This is a genomic window from Shewanella sp. 10N.261.52.F9 (assembly GCF_041471165.1).
Lineage (GTDB): Bacteria > Pseudomonadota > Gammaproteobacteria > Enterobacterales > Shewanellaceae > Shewanella > Shewanella marinintestina.
In genome coordinates this window covers 92,735-108,817 of sequence record NZ_JBFRNX010000003.1, presented here as the reverse complement: position 1 = coordinate 108,817, position 16,083 = coordinate 92,735, and the positions used below count along the sequence as shown (strand labels likewise).

At 42.4% G+C, this 16,083-nt stretch carries 16 protein-coding genes; 3 read left to right on the top strand and 13 right to left on the bottom strand.

The features are described from left to right. Nucleotides 1–321: 321 nt before the first annotated feature. On the top strand, nucleotides 322–1,065 hold the full coding sequence (locus tag AB4298_RS02855) for a cupin domain-containing protein (protein WP_249000084.1): 744 nt from the start codon (nucleotides 322–324) through the stop codon (nucleotides 1,063–1,065). A gap of 70 nt (nucleotides 1,066–1,135) precedes the next feature. On the opposite strand, the gene AB4298_RS02850 is transcribed toward AB4298_RS02855, so the two are convergent. The 5 genes from AB4298_RS02850 to AB4298_RS02830 all read right to left on the bottom strand — a co-directional run bounded on the left by AB4298_RS02850 (nucleotide 1,136) and on the right by AB4298_RS02830 (nucleotide 7,154). Beyond that, a complete protein-coding gene (locus AB4298_RS02850; protein ID WP_249000083.1) occupies nucleotides 1,136–2,338 on the bottom strand; it encodes a BamA/TamA family outer membrane protein in 1,203 nt (400 codons plus the stop codon). A 29-nt stretch (nucleotides 2,339–2,367) separates the two neighbouring features. Further along, a complete protein-coding gene (locus tag AB4298_RS02845) occupies nucleotides 2,368–3,669 on the bottom strand; it encodes a DUF4056 domain-containing protein (RefSeq protein WP_371985679.1) in 1,302 nt (433 codons plus the stop codon). Next, nucleotides 3,666–4,574: an alpha/beta fold hydrolase gene (locus tag AB4298_RS02840; RefSeq protein WP_371985678.1), complete on the bottom strand. Its 909-nt coding sequence runs from the start codon at nucleotides 4,572–4,574 to the stop codon at nucleotides 3,666–3,668. Before AB4298_RS02840 ends, AB4298_RS02845 begins: the two co-directional genes overlap by 4 nt. A gap of 78 nt (nucleotides 4,575–4,652) precedes the next feature. Beyond that, on the bottom strand, nucleotides 4,653–5,546 hold the full coding sequence (locus tag AB4298_RS02835; protein ID WP_371985677.1) for a virulence protein: 894 nt from the start codon (nucleotides 5,544–5,546) through the stop codon (nucleotides 4,653–4,655). A 243-nt stretch (nucleotides 5,547–5,789) separates the two neighbouring features. Then, nucleotides 5,790–7,154 carry an esterase/lipase family protein gene (locus AB4298_RS02830; RefSeq protein ID WP_371985676.1) on the bottom strand — a complete coding sequence of 455 codons (1,365 nt, stop codon included), beginning with the start codon at nucleotides 7,152–7,154 and terminating at the stop codon, nucleotides 5,790–5,792. Nucleotides 7,155–7,395: 241 nt separating this feature from the next. On the opposite strand from AB4298_RS02830, the gene AB4298_RS02825 reads away from it, so the two are divergent. Then, on the top strand, nucleotides 7,396–8,016 hold the full coding sequence (locus AB4298_RS02825) for an outer membrane beta-barrel protein (protein WP_371985675.1): 621 nt from the start codon (nucleotides 7,396–7,398) through the stop codon (nucleotides 8,014–8,016). Between the two features lie 97 nt (nucleotides 8,017–8,113). On the opposite strand, the gene AB4298_RS02820 is transcribed toward AB4298_RS02825, so the two are convergent. Then, nucleotides 8,114–9,604: a Na+/H+ antiporter NhaC family protein gene (locus AB4298_RS02820; protein ID WP_249000077.1), complete on the bottom strand. Its 1,491-nt coding sequence runs from the start codon at nucleotides 9,602–9,604 to the stop codon at nucleotides 8,114–8,116. Nucleotides 9,605–9,784: 180 nt separating this feature from the next. On the opposite strand from AB4298_RS02820, the gene zapB reads away from it, so the two are divergent. Then, nucleotides 9,785–9,988, top strand: a complete 204-nt coding sequence (gene zapB, locus AB4298_RS02815; RefSeq protein WP_249000076.1) for a cell division protein ZapB — start codon at nucleotides 9,785–9,787, stop codon at nucleotides 9,986–9,988. 10 nt (nucleotides 9,989–9,998) lie between these two features. On the opposite strand, the gene ytfK is transcribed toward zapB, so the two are convergent. The 7 genes from ytfK to AB4298_RS02780 all read right to left on the bottom strand — a co-directional run bounded on the left by ytfK (nucleotide 9,999) and on the right by AB4298_RS02780 (nucleotide 15,973). After that, nucleotides 9,999–10,211, bottom strand: coding sequence for a stringent response modulator YtfK (gene ytfK, locus AB4298_RS02810; protein ID WP_248471478.1), 213 nt, complete (start codon nucleotides 10,209–10,211; stop codon nucleotides 9,999–10,001). Nucleotides 10,212–10,758: 547 nt separating this feature from the next. Beyond that, nucleotides 10,759–11,370: a thiol:disulfide interchange protein DsbA/DsbL gene (locus AB4298_RS02805; RefSeq protein WP_249000075.1), complete on the bottom strand. Its 612-nt coding sequence runs from the start codon at nucleotides 11,368–11,370 to the stop codon at nucleotides 10,759–10,761. Nucleotides 11,371–11,499: 129 nt separating this feature from the next. Next, nucleotides 11,500–12,528, bottom strand: a complete 1,029-nt coding sequence (locus AB4298_RS02800) for a serine/threonine protein kinase (RefSeq protein ID WP_249000074.1) — start codon at nucleotides 12,526–12,528, stop codon at nucleotides 11,500–11,502. A gap of 68 nt (nucleotides 12,529–12,596) precedes the next feature. Then, nucleotides 12,597–12,893, bottom strand: a complete 297-nt coding sequence (locus AB4298_RS02795) for a DUF3630 family protein (RefSeq protein ID WP_249000073.1) — start codon at nucleotides 12,891–12,893, stop codon at nucleotides 12,597–12,599. A gap of 49 nt (nucleotides 12,894–12,942) precedes the next feature. Beyond that, nucleotides 12,943–14,394, bottom strand: a complete 1,452-nt coding sequence (locus AB4298_RS02790; protein ID WP_371985674.1) for a protein adenylyltransferase SelO — start codon at nucleotides 14,392–14,394, stop codon at nucleotides 12,943–12,945. 271 nt (nucleotides 14,395–14,665) lie between these two features. Next, nucleotides 14,666–14,962, bottom strand: coding sequence for a hypothetical protein (locus tag AB4298_RS02785; RefSeq protein WP_249000071.1), 297 nt, complete (start codon nucleotides 14,960–14,962; stop codon nucleotides 14,666–14,668). A 129-nt stretch (nucleotides 14,963–15,091) separates the two neighbouring features. Beyond that, the gene (locus AB4298_RS02780; RefSeq protein ID WP_371985673.1) at nucleotides 15,092–15,973 is read right to left on the bottom strand and encodes a hypothetical protein; all 882 of its coding nucleotides are present in this window, start codon (nucleotides 15,971–15,973) and stop codon (nucleotides 15,092–15,094) included. Between the last annotated feature and the right edge of the window lie 110 nt (nucleotides 15,974–16,083).

Below are 16,083 nucleotides of genomic sequence, written 5' to 3'. Positions count from 1 at the left end.
CTTTGCATATGACTAAATTCCACAATACCAAATGAGCTTGGGCTGTAATCAAAATCCAGCGAGTTTATCCGTGTCATTCATAAGAACTATCTAGACTTCACGCAATTGCTAACTTTAAGTCCTCTAGCTAATGAGTGTGCGCTTCGTCACCCATCAAAAAAATATTATTCGCGACTCTGCTCACGAATAAGTTTGCTGCTAAAAACGGTGCGTGATCCAATTCAACTTTACGCAGCAATTATCACTTTATTGTTAGTTCAAGCCCGTTAAAGCGAGCACAATATCGCAGCTTTAGCTGCATCAGCTAAAAATAGGATTGGAATGATGAAACTAAAAATGATTTTCGGCATTGCCGCACTAACATCTACAGCTGCTTTTGCTCAAGGGCCGCAGTGCGATCATGCTCAACTGCCTTACCAACAAATGACACCAGTGCCATATGACAGCACTCCATATGCACCACAAGATACTATGCCTGCACAATGTGCTAACCCAGAGGTTGAGGCCTATATTGCTGCTTGGGAAGCAGGTGAGATCGACTTTACAACCATCAAATCAAACAGCAGTATTGCAGCAGACCAGCAGTTCTGTAAATCGCTAGATGACGATGGCAACGTATTAGAAATTGCGGACTGTGATAAGTCAAAATCACCAGTTGGATATATCTGGAAAGAGCTGTCTGACAGCCCTGTTGTTATTGGTATTACAGACGGTGGAAAATCTGACCACGCACCACATTTCCACGGCCAACCAGAATGTTATTACGTAGTAACGGGTGAAAGCCAAACTTTGGCACAAAACAAGTTTCAAAAACTATCACTTGGACAGTATTTCTATATTCCTGGGGCTACAATTCACAACACACCGATCTTAAGTGATAAAGGCCTAGGTGTAATGTACTGGTACCCAAATAACGCTAACTTCAACGGCTTTAAATACTACTGGCGTAAAGACGTACAAAACCTACGCGTGGCTGAGGAAGCATTTGACCGTGTAGATGAGATCCGTAAACGTGACCTTAACTTAGGCGCATACGGCACTAACGAAGCTATCTTCAAAAAATAAGCTTTATAGTAAACACAAAAAGGGCCTATAAGGCCCTTTTTGTGTATTCATACTTTACCGGCTACAGTATCTAAAAAGCCTCATTTACATTGAAATAAAAACCGCTGTCACCGTCACCAAACGCCATGTCGAGCCTTAAATTAACCCGAGGTTTAACCTCAAAGCGATAACCTACACCACCATTAGGTAAGATTTTATTTGCATTAAACTCGCTAATATCACCGGCAATCATGCCTGCGCCGCCCCAGAACACCATACCGTGACGCCCTGGTAAATTAAGCCGGTATTCCACTTGTGTCATTAACATCTGCTTGTCACGATAGCGACCCGATGTATAGCCACGTAGTAAGTCACCACCACCCGCTTTTGATAACTGATCCCACGGCACCTCGCCATTAGTAAAGCGACCTCGAATTTGCCACGCTAAGATATCTTCACCGCGGCCAGTTTGCATATATTCACTGTATAGTGCGTCATAAACATCAAAGTCAGTTTTACTACCTAAATACTGACGATAAAAAGTTGCATCAATTTCTAAAATACGACCGGACTGGGGATTAAGGACATTGTCTCGGCTATCATGATTCAGCAGCAAATTTACCCCTACACTGCGTGAGCTGTCATCAATTATTCCGGTATCGACGCCTGAGTCTAATGAGTTTATTTTACTGGCGTTGGCATAGCTAAAATCAAAGCCTATACCGACAAAGCTGGTCGGGCTCATACGGTGCAATAACATGGGATTGAAAGACACAATGCGCTGATTAAACTCAACTCGATTGCTTTCCTGATGATTGTTATCGTAGCCCACGCCATAGAACACATCCGGAGCATCAAAAATTTCTGCATTCAGATAAAAACGTTGCTGATCTTGATTAATGAAGGTCTTATTCGCGATCACCATGCCCAATGCACCATTGGTGGATGCTAAGCCGTTTATAACCAAAGATGATAACTGGCTGACTTCATCGTTGGGATCGTATTGATATAAGCCTACCGCCGAGATCCCCACGCCTAAATCCATCTCAGGGTTGTAAAATGGCCCTGGTAAATAGCTAAAATCAATCAACTTATCAGGATCGAATTCCCCATCGGCGCCCAAAGTTTGTAAAAAGTCCTCTATCCAACCTTGTGACTCTTTACTATCGGTAGCGTCATTATTTACCTCAGGATCATTTGCAGTCTCTTCTGCCCATGCGGGCAATACTAAACAAGCAAGTAGCGTGATACCACTGCAAGCTTTAACCATCAACATGCGAAAATTCCGCCCCATTGTTTTCCTATGATACGCACCATAAAGCATCAAGTCTGTTCCTTGGAAGCTAACGCTTTCTCCACAGTTTCTGACTGCTGAAACAGCTGTAATTCCAGTTCATCTTGTGCTTGGTTATATTCGCTAATTTGGTAAAAGTCGGCTTGGGTAAAACCATCTTGCCAAAGTTCAGCCGGAATATGCTTAAAACTTTGCTTAAATTTATCGGCAACAATCAGCTTTTGGGTAGCAATGCTATCTATCTCTACGCCATGAATGATGCGGCTTAATGACAAGTTATGCGCTTGCTGTGTGGAGGCAAATAACGCTGCGACTTCATTCCATTTTTCATGGTTCTGCGCCAAAGATTGTGGCACTAAATAAGGTGCCTGTAGATCACTTAACTGATAGTGCCGCTTAAGCAACATAAACTTACTGGGTAATGGCTGATTTGAATCCCACCAATGGCCATCAATCACATCAAATAAAGCATTCGTTTGCTCAATTGAAACTGGCTCAAGCCAATTTAGTGTTGCAGCAAACCACTGAGTCATATGCTGATTATAAAGATCTTTACTCATCGCCAAATTATTATTAATCAATGCTAGAGCAATCTTTGCGCCAAGCATATTCGAGTAAAGATCTTCCGGAGAGTAAGCTGAAACAGTTTCAGACCAAGGAGCCCAACTACGATATCCATGCCACTGGGCTATCTCATGTGCTTCAGCCATAAAATAAGCTAACCGAACTGAAATAGCTGCAGCCGTTTCCCAACGTTGCCTTGGCGTTAAGTGGCTTAAATCAAATTCACTTAACTCTATCACTCTTGGGCCTATTTCATCTGGCAGTTTAATCGTCTGCTGTTGTCCCAGTTGAGGATAAATACGATAAAACAGCGCAATAGCATTGTCTGCGGTATCGCGCACATGAGCTAAGTCAATAAAGCCACCTCGTAGCGTATACATCAGTCCATTATTTTCTGTGCCTCGGCTGCCATTAGGCGCATCTTTTTGGAAGCTAAACGTACCCGCCTCAAAGGCATGAGGGCCGACTTTATCAACTGCTAAGGTATTGGCATAACGAAAAAATGGTACAGGAACAGGCCCGACTTTAACTTTTTGCGCATTACCGAAAGCACAGCAAGGACGCACAGCCTTGGGAATTGGTACCAAAGGCAATTCTTGCAGATTAATCTCATGCAGTAAGTCTAAATCAGGCTCGTTATCTAAGGCAGCACCGATAGCGATATCACTTGGTAAAGCACGGACTTGCCAATCATTACTGCTACAAGCCGCAAGCAATAAAATTAAAGCAGCAACCCCGCCACTGCGCATATATATACGGCCCATCATTGTACAAATGCCCTAATGCTTTGGCTGATAATCTGCGGATAATCATTACTTATTCCGTGTGCTCCTTGTGGGATAACAACAATAGGGGCACTTAATAGCTCAGCTAACTGCAAACCCGAGTACAACGGAAAAACTTGGTCATGCTCGCCCCAAATCAGTAGGCTAGGCGGTAAGGTTTCTACCGAAAGGTTAGCTGCAATTCGATCTCGGTCAGCCGGAAGTCCTTCAATCAGTTTGCGCTTTTCGGTTAAATAACCAGCAAAATATTTATCGTAGATTTCGGCATCAATAAAGCCTGGATACCAAGGAAAATCGATAAAAGTTGCATCCAACAAACGTCGCATCTGTTTTGGAGTTTCAGGAACAAAAATCTGAGTCGGATCATCAACACCAAAACGCTGATTCATCAACGCTAATTCAGCATCAGAAAATAGCACGCCAGGACTGGCTAGCAGAATGGTCTTATCAACCTTTGGCTCATTAATCATTAAATCGAAAGTCACAAAGCCACCATAGGAGATCCCTACTAAGTTAACTTTTTCCAGCTCAAGTTTATCTATCAATTGCATAACAGCTTGAGTTTGCGTAGCAAGGCTTGGATCTCCTTGGCTGACAGAATCGCCAAACCATGCAAGATCTGGCGCAATTACTTGGTAGTCTTGACTTAGCTCAAGCATTACCTGCTGCCAACTCGATACCGCTGAACCACCAAAACCATGAATCAGTAACAGCGGTTTACCTTGTCCTGCTTGCCAATAGTTCAACTCTCCACCTTCTTTGAGCATCAATTGATGTTGCTCAAACCCCACGCTTTGTAGCGCAGCCCTTTCTTTAGAATCGACAATATCAACGGCCGAGCAGCCACCAATCAATAACGTCAGTAGCAACATACAGATAGTGCGCATACTCTAAACTCCAACATCAATTTACAACGGCGCTAGCCAAAGGCTAGCAGTTAAAAATTTTCACGAATGGGTATAACCTTAAAAGCGATAACCTAAACTCATCATAAAACTACTACGAGTGCCGATACCGACTTCCATCAGTAAGTCGATGTTTTTAGTTAGACCTATTTGGCTACCTATCAGACCATTCCATTTATCAGCCAAATGCTGATTTACCTCAAACTTTGCATCTCCAAGTGGAAAGCCAATATCGCGCAAATATCCACTAAAGGTTTGCTCTACGTTTTGATACATAGCGCCAACCCAAATTTGAATATCGTGGTTGTTATAGCTGGTGCGATAACCTGCTCGTGGGGATACCACTATACTGCTGATCTCGCCATCAAGGATGTTTAGGCGAGTGTTAGTATAATTAACATCAAGTAAGGCAAACCAATTATCGATACCTCCAACTAAAGTGCCACCGACACCATAGGTTGTCCCTCTAAAATCTAAAACAAAATCAAAAGGATCACTGGTTGCATTACAAGAATTTACAGTGCACATCCAAGGCGGTAACACTGAAGACCAATCGGCCTCCAACTGAACATTGGCCACACTGCTACCGTTGGTTTTCCCCAGCACACCGTAGAGGTTTAAAAATGGCAATACCCATACATCACCTCTTAAGGTCAAGGTTTCTGAGTCTTGGATTGCTTCACTGCCCTTAATACTGAGCATCTCATCTAACGGACCTAAACCCGTAAAACCGACAGAGTCGACAATCAAAGGTTGATCCATCGTCATATAATTAAGTGAAACACCGTATGGTTTAGGTAGCTCATAGCCAAGATCGATCACCTCTTGAGCCCAGATGGGAAACACCCGCTCATATCTTGGCTGCTGTGGTTCGCGCTCAATCGATTCAGAGTGAACAGGAGAAACAAAAAACAGCACCGAAAGTGCTGCTAAAAAAGTAGTCATTTTAAGCATGTAAAAATTAAACCTTAGCTGAAAATAGAAATCAGATGTCGTACTAAAAGAGTTTGCCGCAGCTTTGTAATGGCGGGATACAATTAACTTAGGCGAATTATCGCTCAACAAGATGAACTCAATATGAAATTCTGCGCGCGACGCGCACAAATTAGAGTTTAAACTCTAATTTAACAGTTCGCGCTTAGTTAACACAAATTCTCAGACAAACTAAAATCGATAACGGCCATAGTAATTCGGCCGCTACTCCCGGATAACTGCTAAATCGTCAGCTAAATCAGAAAAATCACCTGCTTGTTCCGGCGTCACTAGGCTAAAGGTATTTGGACTAATCTGACGCTGTAAAATGATATCGACCATTGTGGTTTGATCAGCTTTTAAAAGTCTAGTAACTTGCTTGCTATCAGAATGATACTCAGCATTTTGGTAATAACACATTCCTTGTTCTGGCCTAGGCTCAATGCGTATGCCTATTTTCCCATTAGCCACTTTAGCGATTTTGGCAGCGTCAAAATAAAAGGTCATTACGTGGTTATTTTGATGATTTTTTTGCTTATCAAGCATAAAGCCGGGCTTAAATACGTTGGGAGAAAAACCTGTACCTGAAAGCAAAATGATATCGAAGTCTTCTACTGGCAAGCCAGTATCGTCAATCACGCGTACCACAAGCATACAACCACTCACCTTAGACCTAACCAATGAGCTTGCTTGGTGCATTTCATCTACTAGTTGTTGATACTGCTTATGACTATTAACATTTAAACAATCAATGATTCGATGAACCACATGTTTTTTACTCGCATTACGAGTGGTAACTGAGCCCATAATGCCTTTTTCACTGCCGCTATGGCTGGCATTTTTTATTAACTCAAAAGCAGTGCGCTGCTTAGGTTCTAAATATTTAGCAACTTGCAACTTGGTCACACAACTCGCATCGAAACTATTACAGGTTTGCTCCGTTTGCGCTAACACTATATGACTAAAATTAAGGTTAGCGGAGGCGGCTCGAACTACACCATCAGAGCCTTTTTCTGCAGTATAGCTATTGAGGAAATCGTAAAACTTCGGGTCAATCGTAGTGCCGGTCAACACAAACGGAAGCGGTCCAATTAAACTAAAATCATTAAGCCAATGTAAATTCAATTGATATTGGCCATCACTACCAAGCTCCAACCAGTCGAGTATTCTCCGTCCGGGTTCAATGCCTGAAAAAAAGCTTTTAATCCGCCCTACCCTCGATTTACCTAATTGGGCTAATGCAGAGCCATGATTTGCTGGAGCGAGCATGATCAAGTGAGTAAGAGGGCAATGAGCTAACTGCTCGCCAACATAAAACATTTGCAACCATTGACGTAAAACCGGTGCGCCAGTGGAATGAGTGATCACCGCAAATGGCTTATCACCAAGCAAATCAATACGCGCATTATCAAATGCTTTAGCGAGATCGGTTAGGCGAACTTCATCATCAAAACTGATATAACGTCCAAGATAAATATGCCGAATAGTAAGCTCAGTAGAGCCTTGCATTCGCTTTTCTATTGCCTGGGGTAACTGAGCATAAGTGTCAGTATCAGTAACACTCCATCCATGAATAAACACTAAATCCATTATGACCTCGATAAAATCCAACTTGCCTTTAGGTGACAAAACGCTTCGACTTATTTATATAGTCAAAATTAGCTAATTAATAATTTTCAATAGGTTACCAAATGATATTCGGTATCTATATAGCAAAATAGTCAACTTCAGCGATCGTTAATACCATTCAGTTATTATTCAGCAAGCCTGCCCTATGATGTGCCCAACAAAACGCGACACCGACTTAATTTATCCTACACTGGAGCACAACATGAAAACTAAATCACTTATCTTAGCGTCTGTAATGGCAACGGCAATCTCGGCACCAACTATGGCGGCAGACTGGTTTGTTGGTGGCGGTGTTGGCGCCCAGCAGAACACTTATAAAGGTTCTTACGACCCAGCACTACAAAACCCAATTGCTGGAGGTCCTCAAACCGAGCACTTTAAAGAGACTGAAAATAACGTTATCTATGAAGTCAGAGCGGGTGTTTATCTAAATGATGCTAACCGTGTTTATGGTACTTACTCATATAACTCTGATGACTTTAGCCGTCAGCAAAGCTTCTTAATGTCTTATGACTACTTAGTCGGCCTAGGCGATAGCAATAAGCTTAATTGGTTTATTGGTGCGACAGCAGGTATGAATCATATCAGCCCAGATACTAGCGTCCTAGACTCAAAAAATCGCTTCGTTTGGGGTGGTCAAACGGGTCTAATGTATAAGATTAACGACAAGGTAAGTACCGAAATTGGTTACCGTTACCTGAAGCAAGATTATGATGTAAGTGGTCCAGTACCAACGCCATACAATGGTATTGCAGCGGGGTCTGAAACAGCCTCATTGAACGATAGCCAACAACTTTACCTATCGGTTGATTACCGCTTCTAAAACGCCGTAAATAGAAAAGCCCGCCACAGACTTAAGTTAGTGGCGGGCTTTCGCTATATAAGCCTATAAATTAATAACAAGTGACTCTGTTTGCAGACTAAATAGAATTCTCGACTAATGCATCTGCGTGACTCCACCTATTAAAAGCGGCCAACATCAGTATTGCTGCCGCAGCCACAGCCAGCCACGCCCAACTCATCGACACTCCAAGGTTTAGTAACTGAAAACCAATCAAAGCACTCAAAGCCGCAATAATTGCAAACGGCAGTTGGGTAATGACATGGTCATGGGGCTGACAACCAGAACTTGTTGCACTAATAACACTAGTATCAGATATCGGTGAACAATGGTCACCAAATACAGAGCCAGCCATTACCGCGCTTAAACAAGGTAATAATAAAGATGGATCCACCGCTAACGCAACTTCGGCGCCAATAGGGATCATAATAGCGAACGTCCCCCAACTTGAGCCGGTAGTAAATGCCATTATCGCGCAAAGTAAAAATGTTCCTGCCACCAACACTTCTTGTGACAAGAAAGCCTCTGCCCAATTTGCCAGCAGCTTAGCTACGCCCAGATCGGCAATGACAGCGCCTATCATCCAAGTAAAAAGTAGAATAAAAATCGCAAAGCTAATAGCACGTATACCTGATATTAAATCACCAATGAGTAACCTTAACGTGCGCCCATCTAACTTCAACATAACGACAGCCAACAATGTCGCCAACAAACAGGCATTTCGCATGGCGCTGCCAATATCGGCTGCAGTGATCCAATCAGTAATGCTGTCACCCTGAGCATTGCTAGCACCTGAATATAAGGTCAAACCGATTGATGCGAGTAATAACGTCGCCATAGGCAAACCTAACAACCAAGGGCTGCCGGCATCAACTTCATCATTGGTTTGTATAGCAGCAGTATCCGAGTCAGAGTTAAAACCAATACCGAACCACGCTATCAGTAAAGACAGCAAAATAACGGTAATAGCGTAAAAGTTAGTTTTAGCGATTTCAATAAATGACTCGAGCGGAGTTAATGGCAGTAACGTGATACCCGCCAGAATGGCCATGACATAGGGGCCCCAACTCGAAAAAGGCAACAAGGCACATAAAGGAGAAGCATTTGAGTCCACCAGGTAAGCAATCTGTTCTCGAGACATATTGTACCTTTGGCTCAAAGGCTGACAAACATGCCCAACCGCCAAGCAACTAAAAATTCCATCGATAAAAACGACCCAGCCTAATAACACCACACCGATCCGCGCTTGGCGACCACTCTTTATTCGATGATACAGCCAATCAGCAAAACGCTTAACAGCTCCGCCGCGAGCAAGTAACTGCGTCATCATGCCAAGTAGGATCATCGCCGCTAAAACATTTAAGTGCCACGCTTGCCAATGACCATCGCTATAGAGCTGTAACCAAGCTTTATCTGCCATATAGCTTAACGTTTTCGACAAGCTAAAATCCGTGATAATCAGCGCACCAGAGACAATTCCCGCACCTAAAGCAACTAAGGTTTTACGTAAAATGAGCGCTAAACTTAAGGTTAGCAACAGGGGAATAAGAATCAGCAAACTATTGCTCATAGCCAAGATCCAATAGGAAATAAATAGAAGAATACTAACGACTTAGTAACAAGTACAAAAAAAATCATTTTCCAACAAATTTATCGCGTCTTTTTTGCTCATTTAGCATAATTAGCTATTCAGCAATAGCCCGTCACTGCTAGAATCGGAGCTATCATCTCGCTATTAAAGGGACTCCCCATGAGCCTAGAACTATTATCAAAATTGGAAACTAAAATCCAAGCTGCGTTAGAAACTATTGAGCTACTAAAAATGGAGCTTGAAGAAGAGAAGCAGACAAATACAGGTCTGTCAGAGCAGAACCAACAGCTACAGCAGGAACTTAACTCTTGGAATGAGAAAGTGACTGGTTTAGTTGGTCTACTCAACGACGAAGTTAACTAAATTCCTAACGTTATGCAGTTTGCATCTCGTTACTTTGAGACTCAATCAACTCATTGAGCTCTAAAATAGCCTGCTTAACTTTAGGCAGGCTTTTTCTTGGCAACAAGAACCTGCCTTTATCAAATTCTAGTCGCCCCAAATCTTTTACCCAGATTACCCCAGTAAGAAAAATGCGCGCGTGTTTTACAATTAGCTTAGGTGCATAGACAGGAAAAACTCTCACAAGACCTCCCGACAACTTTGGTTTGTTGTTATTAATTTTTAAGTTGGACAGGTGTTTTACCACGAGAGTTTCATTTATTTGAGCATTTAATTGTAAATTTTTGAATCAGAATGTTAGAAAAAATAATTTATTCTTGGCAATCAGATGTATAACTCATTTTCAAAATAAATACTTATTTTTAATTGACGCTTGCCAGATTTTTGACGCTCTGTTACCGTTTAAATGTTACTCAGGGTAACATTGAGCTACTAGCTCGATAGCCGTGCTTCTTGCGATCAGGAAGTGCGGTTTTTTTATGCTGGGAGTTTAGTTAAGCCGCTTTTCTTATAAGCAAAGAAAATGGGTCGAAACAACAGTAAGTCGTTTTCTTTAATAAAGATGAACAAACACAACTACCACGGCTTGGCTACCTATGGTGATTAGCATCGCTCACAATTATAAGATGCCGGGCATAAATCCTTTCTTAGGCTGTCCCAGCGTTCAGGGATCAGTACTTCCATATACAAAAAAGGAGCCTATTGGCTCCTTTTTTAGCTATCGCGACAAATTACTTTTGTGTTGCTAAGTAATAAGCGATATCAAGCAATTCTTGGTATGACTTAATCGCACCCGTTTCGACACGGTACTTACCATTAACGACAAGCGCTGGAACACCCGCAATCTTTGCATTTTCAGTATCACGCTTCATCTTAGACATCTGTGCGTTCACCATAAATGACTTAGCCGCAGCATCAAATGCTTTAGGCTCAACACCATTAACTACGAAAACAGCTTTAATATCATCTAAGTTAGTGAAGTTTTGCTTCTTATCTTGGATTGCAGAGAAAAGTGCTTTTTCCATTTTCTCTTCAATTTTTAGCTGGTGGGCAATAGCAAAAGCGCGAGACATTTCAACACCCATTTGACGACCAATAAACTCGACATGGTTCTGCTTGAAAGTTACACCTTCAGGCAAAGTCGCTTTGATCTTTGGCACTTGCTCTTTAGCAAACGTGTAGCAATGTGGGCAATAAAAAGAGAAGAACTCAGCAATCTCCGGTTTAGCCGTACCTGGACCTTCATTAATAACTGTGTAGTGCACACCTTCTTCATACTGAGCTGCCATTGCAGCCATCGGTGCCATCAATAGTGCAAATGCAACTAATAAAGCTTTTTTCATCTCGATTCCCCTGGATGCTCTTTGCATCACCATAGTAATTTGGACATAACATAATGTGCTTTTGAGTCGACCTCAAGCGCAAAAGTTCATTTTTCTGTTACAAAATCCCTGTCTTAGCTGCTTTTAAAACTAATATTGCGGTGTCAAACTCAAGGGAGTTTCATCAAGCGCAGCCAACTGCTCTTTAAAAGCTAAAATTTGCTGTTCCCAATATTTATCTTCCGCAAACCAAGGGAAGTTCATTGGAAAAGCGGGATCTTCCCAACGGCGACTTAACCACGCATTATAATGCAGCATTCGCATCGCTCGCAGTGGCTCTATTAATTTAAGCTCTCTACTATCAAACTCACAAAACTCTTCATAACCTTCAAGCAAGACTTCTAATTGTAATAATTGTTGTGGTCTATCGCCAGCAAGCATCATCCAGATATCTTGTACCGCAGGGCCCATTTTAGCGTCATCAAGATCAACAAAACCTGGACCATCAGGAGTCCATAATATATTGCTAGGATGCAAATCACCATGAAGACGAATTGCACGATATTGCTCTGGCTGCCACAGTGCAGATGCTTTTTCTAAAATTTGCTCAACCACAGTGAAGTAAGGCAGTTCAAGGCTTGCTGGAATATGTCCTGATCCTTTAAGCCATGTTAATGACTCTTGGCCTAACAGCTTTGGGGACATTACATCACGATAAATGAAATCAGCCTGCTTCGAATATTGGTGGATACGACCGATAAAGCGACCAACTTGTTCTAACTGATCTAGGTTGTCGACTTCAAAGGCTCTACCACCAATAGAAGGGAACAGAGCAAACCTAAAGCCTTGATACTCATGTAGTGACTTACCATCAATAATCACTGGTGTTGCAATTGGAACTTCTTGATCTGCAAGAGCTGCAGAGAAGTCGTGTTCCTCCTGAATTTGCGCATCGCTCCAACGTTCAGGTCGGTAAAACTTAACCACATAACGTTGGCCTCGGTCACAACGAAACTGATAAACCCGGTTTTCATAACTGTTTAACGCCAACAAGCCGGTTTCAGGGTAAATCCCCAGGGTTTCTATCGCCGTTAAAATCAAATCTGGAGTCAACGCCTGATAATGGAACGCCGAGCTAGACTCTTGCTCTTGTGGCGCTTGAGGAGGGATTATATTCATATTAATTTGCTCAATTTCCCATGGCCTAGCTTAAGCTTCGGTCACAAAATTCTATAATAGCGCTCAGGCTAAACTTGATAAGGCCGTATTAACTCTGCCAAATAGACCAACACTTCAAACTCATCTTCTCTGTCAGTTGATAACCAACAGATATCGCCGTAAAACTCATAATTCAGCTGTAGATGTGTCCCTTCAAACTCGAGTAACCACTGGTGACGGTCTGCTCCCCACTGCTTTTCTAAGACTCGGCAATCCAAGGCTTTAGCAAATGGTTCCGCAAACAACTCAAACTGTTCAAAATCAATATCAGCCTGCACTGCTAAACTTAATGTTTCGCGGTCTAATTTAATCGAGATTAATTGCATTAGTTTACTCTTATTATTGTATTTGTATCGATAAACATTCGCTTGGCGCCTAACTGCTACAAGACATTATCAAACCTTGGCCCCAATCCGGCGGACGTTTAGCTAAATGTTCGAATTCTGCTTGCTCATCAAAAGGGGTTTGTAGCACCTTTTGCAACTGATGTAGTGGGGTTAAATTACCTTCTTCAACAGCAATTATTGCCTCTTGAGCTAAATAATTTCGCAAAACATATTTAGGGTTAACTTGATTGCGAGCAACCTGCCATTGATGAACCTCATCAACTTTACCTAGCCGCATTTGGTATGCCTGATACCAAGTATCGAAACCGTTCAGATCAACAAAGTCATCTCGCAAAGCAGACGAACAGGCATTAGGGTCTAATAAACCGAATCGACGCCAAGTATTAGTATGATCTAAATGGTTTTTCTCCATCAAAGTCGTAAAGCCCCCGATTAACTCTAAATCACTTTGGTCTTGTTCTACACATTGGTAAGTGGTTGTTAGCCCTAATTTAGGGCGCATTAGCACAAGGTATTGCTGCACCAGTTCAACTTGGTAAAGGTTCAATGCAGCCACAAGATCATCAGATGGAATTATCGGTGTTAACGCCTGAGCTAAGCGTTGTAAATTCCATAGACCAATGCCCGGCTGCTGGCCAAATGCATAACGCCCCTCAGGGTCTGAATGATTGCAAATAAAGTCTTCTTTGAAGGTATCGAGAAAAGCAAAAGGACCAAAATCGAAGGTATCGCCGAGTATCGACATATTGTCAGTGTTCATCACACCATGCGCAAAACCGATTGTTTGCCAATGAGCAATCATCTTGGCGGTATCTGCTACTACACGGGCAAACCATGCTTTATATCCTAATGCATCACAGCTTAAATCTGGGTAGTGTTGCTTAATGGTGAAGTTCAGCAACTGTTTTAGCTTATCGGGTGCACCACGTTCACTGTGGCAAAAGAATTCAAAGTGACCAAATCGAATGTGACTCCTAGCCAGGCGCACTGTGATTGCAGCGGCCTCTTGCGTTTCTCGCCATACTGGTAAGTCAGAGCCAATAACGGCTAACGCTCGCGTAGTCGGGACATGCAAATGATGTAAAGCCTCAGAAATCAAAAACTCTCTTACAGCAGAACGCATAACTGCACGACCATCACCATGACGAGAATACGGTGTTGGCCCGCCGCCTTTTAGTGCCACATCCCAAGCGCCTTGTGGACCTAATGCTTCTCCAAGAATAATAGAGCGGCCGTCGCCTAATTGAGATGAGTAACCACCAAATTGATGACCACTATAAACCTGCGCGTAATAGCTTGCCCCATCAATAGCGGCGTTTCCTGACAGCCCTTGTAACAATGACTCTGTCGGCGCATTAATAGCAAGCAAATCGGCTGCATCTTGGCTCCATGCGAGCCAATGTGGGTTACTGATCCCAAGTGGGAAAACCTGCGAATAAAACTCTGGTAGCTGCTCAAAGAAGTCCTGTTTTAACTGCATGTTACTCCAATCCTGCTAAAGTGGGCCCAGTAGTTCGTCGCGTCAAGTTTACCCTTTACACCTATAATAGAGCTTCAACACTACGCTAATGAGTATTAGACAGCTATGTTGCAATAGATAATCTCGATATTCAACGCCTGTACGTAATCTGTCAAAGTAACCATAGCGTACAAAGCCTGAGGTTAACCCCGTTCAACTCATTCCTGATTGTAACAACCCCAATCCTTGACGCCGATATAAGCCAAAATCAGGATAAAGTGCTGACCCTTCACTATGACTCTTGCGGCGTAATAACGCTTTTACAGCTAAGAGACTTATCAGACGCTTCACACTGATAACCACACACATAAGTCCCATTATCATTACCACTTAAGCGCTTCAATCCTTTACCTTTAGCATGACATTGCTCAATCGACTCGTAGTAACCATTAATAAATTCACCTGATTCTGCTACGCTCGGCTTAGCTTCTTTGTCAGGGTAATAAAGCAATGTCCACTCTGGCGATTGGATACAAGCTGTTAAGCTCACCCCTGCGGCAACAACTAAACATAATGATTTAAGGTTCATGAAATACATCCTAATAAAACGTTAAAATAATAAGAAATGAAAAAGGCGAAATCCGTCTGGATTTCGCCTTTTGCTAACCATTAAGCTAATTCTACACAGCTTGGTTATGGATTGATTATTTTTCGCAGATTAACCCGCTTTATTCGCCTTTGCTTTGGCTTTTTCGATACGAACAATTCGTCCTGAAAAATCAGTAACTGTACCGTCCGTAAGACCATATTCAATTGCTGTTTTACAGATAGAAATAGCGCTATCAAATTCACCTTTATCATTAAGCAAGGTTGATAAATGCATCATGCCAGCGCCCTTAACATCAGTATCAGGATTCTCTGCTTTAACACCTTTTATAAAGGCAGCAAACACTTCAAGGTAACGCTGTGATAACCCTGCACCGTACTCTACATATTCAGCGGTTTTGCGTTGCTTATAACATTCTGCAACGGCAGCTGAGAGCGCAAGATGTTGAGTCGCGGAGTCATTAGCCGATTCGAAATCAGCTAATGCTTTAACCAACTTAGGGTTAGCCCAATCTAAATCACCCGACTCTGCGGTTTTCTCAACCGCCTCAGACTTAACAGCTTCTTCAGCTTTAACGGCTGGCACTACAACGGGGGGAGCTTCAACAATCACTTCTTCAGTATTGCCAGGCTCTGGCTCAGCAACAATATTGAGCTTCTCGGTAGGCACTTCTGGTTCAACTTCAACAGTAATTTTAGGTTCAGCCTTATCTTCAACAGTTGGCTCTACTACCACTTTTGGCTCTGGCTCTGCAGCTTGTTGAATTTCAGTTTCTGTAGCCTCTTTCGGCTCAAAACTCACGCCATCAACCGTTGGCGTAGAGGTAGGTTCAGACTGTTCAGGAGTGATATCTTTCATCTCTGACTCTGCCGCACTTTCCGTCGGCTTTGCTTGCTCTGCTGCCTGCTCTTTTTCGGCTTGTGCCGTTTTTTGAGTACGCATATAGAGATAAACACCTATTACAATCAGTAATATAATGGCAATTTCTTTCATTATCTTCCACCTGAGTTGGCCATAAAACACATCCCTTAAGCACTTTTTAGCTTTGGAGTGTGCAAAAATCAAACATTATTAATAATGCATTGTCTCGTCTAATATCAAGT

What these genes read in the sequence shown, in the direction of transcription:
- AB4298_RS02855 (WP_249000084.1), top strand. Translation starts at nt 322, where the DNA reads ATGATGAAACTAAAAATGATTTTCGGCATTGCCGCACTAACATCTACA.
- AB4298_RS02850 (WP_249000083.1), bottom strand. Translation starts at nt 2,338, where the DNA reads ATGGGGCGGAATTTTCGCATGTTGATGGTTAAAGCTTGCAGTGGTATC.
- AB4298_RS02845 (WP_371985679.1), bottom strand. Translation starts at nt 3,669, where the DNA reads ATGATGGGCCGTATATATATGCGCAGTGGCGGGGTTGCTGCTTTAATT.
- AB4298_RS02840 (WP_371985678.1), bottom strand. Translation starts at nt 4,574, where the DNA reads ATGCGCACTATCTGTATGTTGCTACTGACGTTATTGATTGGTGGCTGC.
- AB4298_RS02835 (WP_371985677.1), bottom strand. Translation starts at nt 5,546, where the DNA reads ATGCTTAAAATGACTACTTTTTTAGCAGCACTTTCGGTGCTGTTTTTT.
- AB4298_RS02830 (WP_371985676.1), bottom strand. Translation starts at nt 7,154, where the DNA reads ATGGATTTAGTGTTTATTCATGGATGGAGTGTTACTGATACTGACACT.
- AB4298_RS02825 (WP_371985675.1), top strand. Translation starts at nt 7,396, where the DNA reads ATGAAAACTAAATCACTTATCTTAGCGTCTGTAATGGCAACGGCAATC.
- AB4298_RS02820 (WP_249000077.1), bottom strand. Translation starts at nt 9,604, where the DNA reads ATGAGCAATAGTTTGCTGATTCTTATTCCCCTGTTGCTAACCTTAAGT.
- zapB (WP_249000076.1), top strand. Translation starts at nt 9,785, where the DNA reads ATGAGCCTAGAACTATTATCAAAATTGGAAACTAAAATCCAAGCTGCG.
- AB4298_RS02805 (WP_249000075.1), bottom strand. Translation starts at nt 11,370, where the DNA reads ATGAAAAAAGCTTTATTAGTTGCATTTGCACTATTGATGGCACCGATG.
- AB4298_RS02800 (WP_249000074.1), bottom strand. Translation starts at nt 12,528, where the DNA reads ATGAATATAATCCCTCCTCAAGCGCCACAAGAGCAAGAGTCTAGCTCG.
- AB4298_RS02795 (WP_249000073.1), bottom strand. Translation starts at nt 12,893, where the DNA reads ATGCAATTAATCTCGATTAAATTAGACCGCGAAACATTAAGTTTAGCA.
- AB4298_RS02790 (WP_371985674.1), bottom strand. Translation starts at nt 14,394, where the DNA reads ATGCAGTTAAAACAGGACTTCTTTGAGCAGCTACCAGAGTTTTATTCG.
- AB4298_RS02785 (WP_249000071.1), bottom strand. Translation starts at nt 14,962, where the DNA reads ATGAACCTTAAATCATTATGTTTAGTTGTTGCCGCAGGGGTGAGCTTA.
- AB4298_RS02780 (WP_371985673.1), bottom strand. Translation starts at nt 15,973, where the DNA reads ATGAAAGAAATTGCCATTATATTACTGATTGTAATAGGTGTTTATCTC.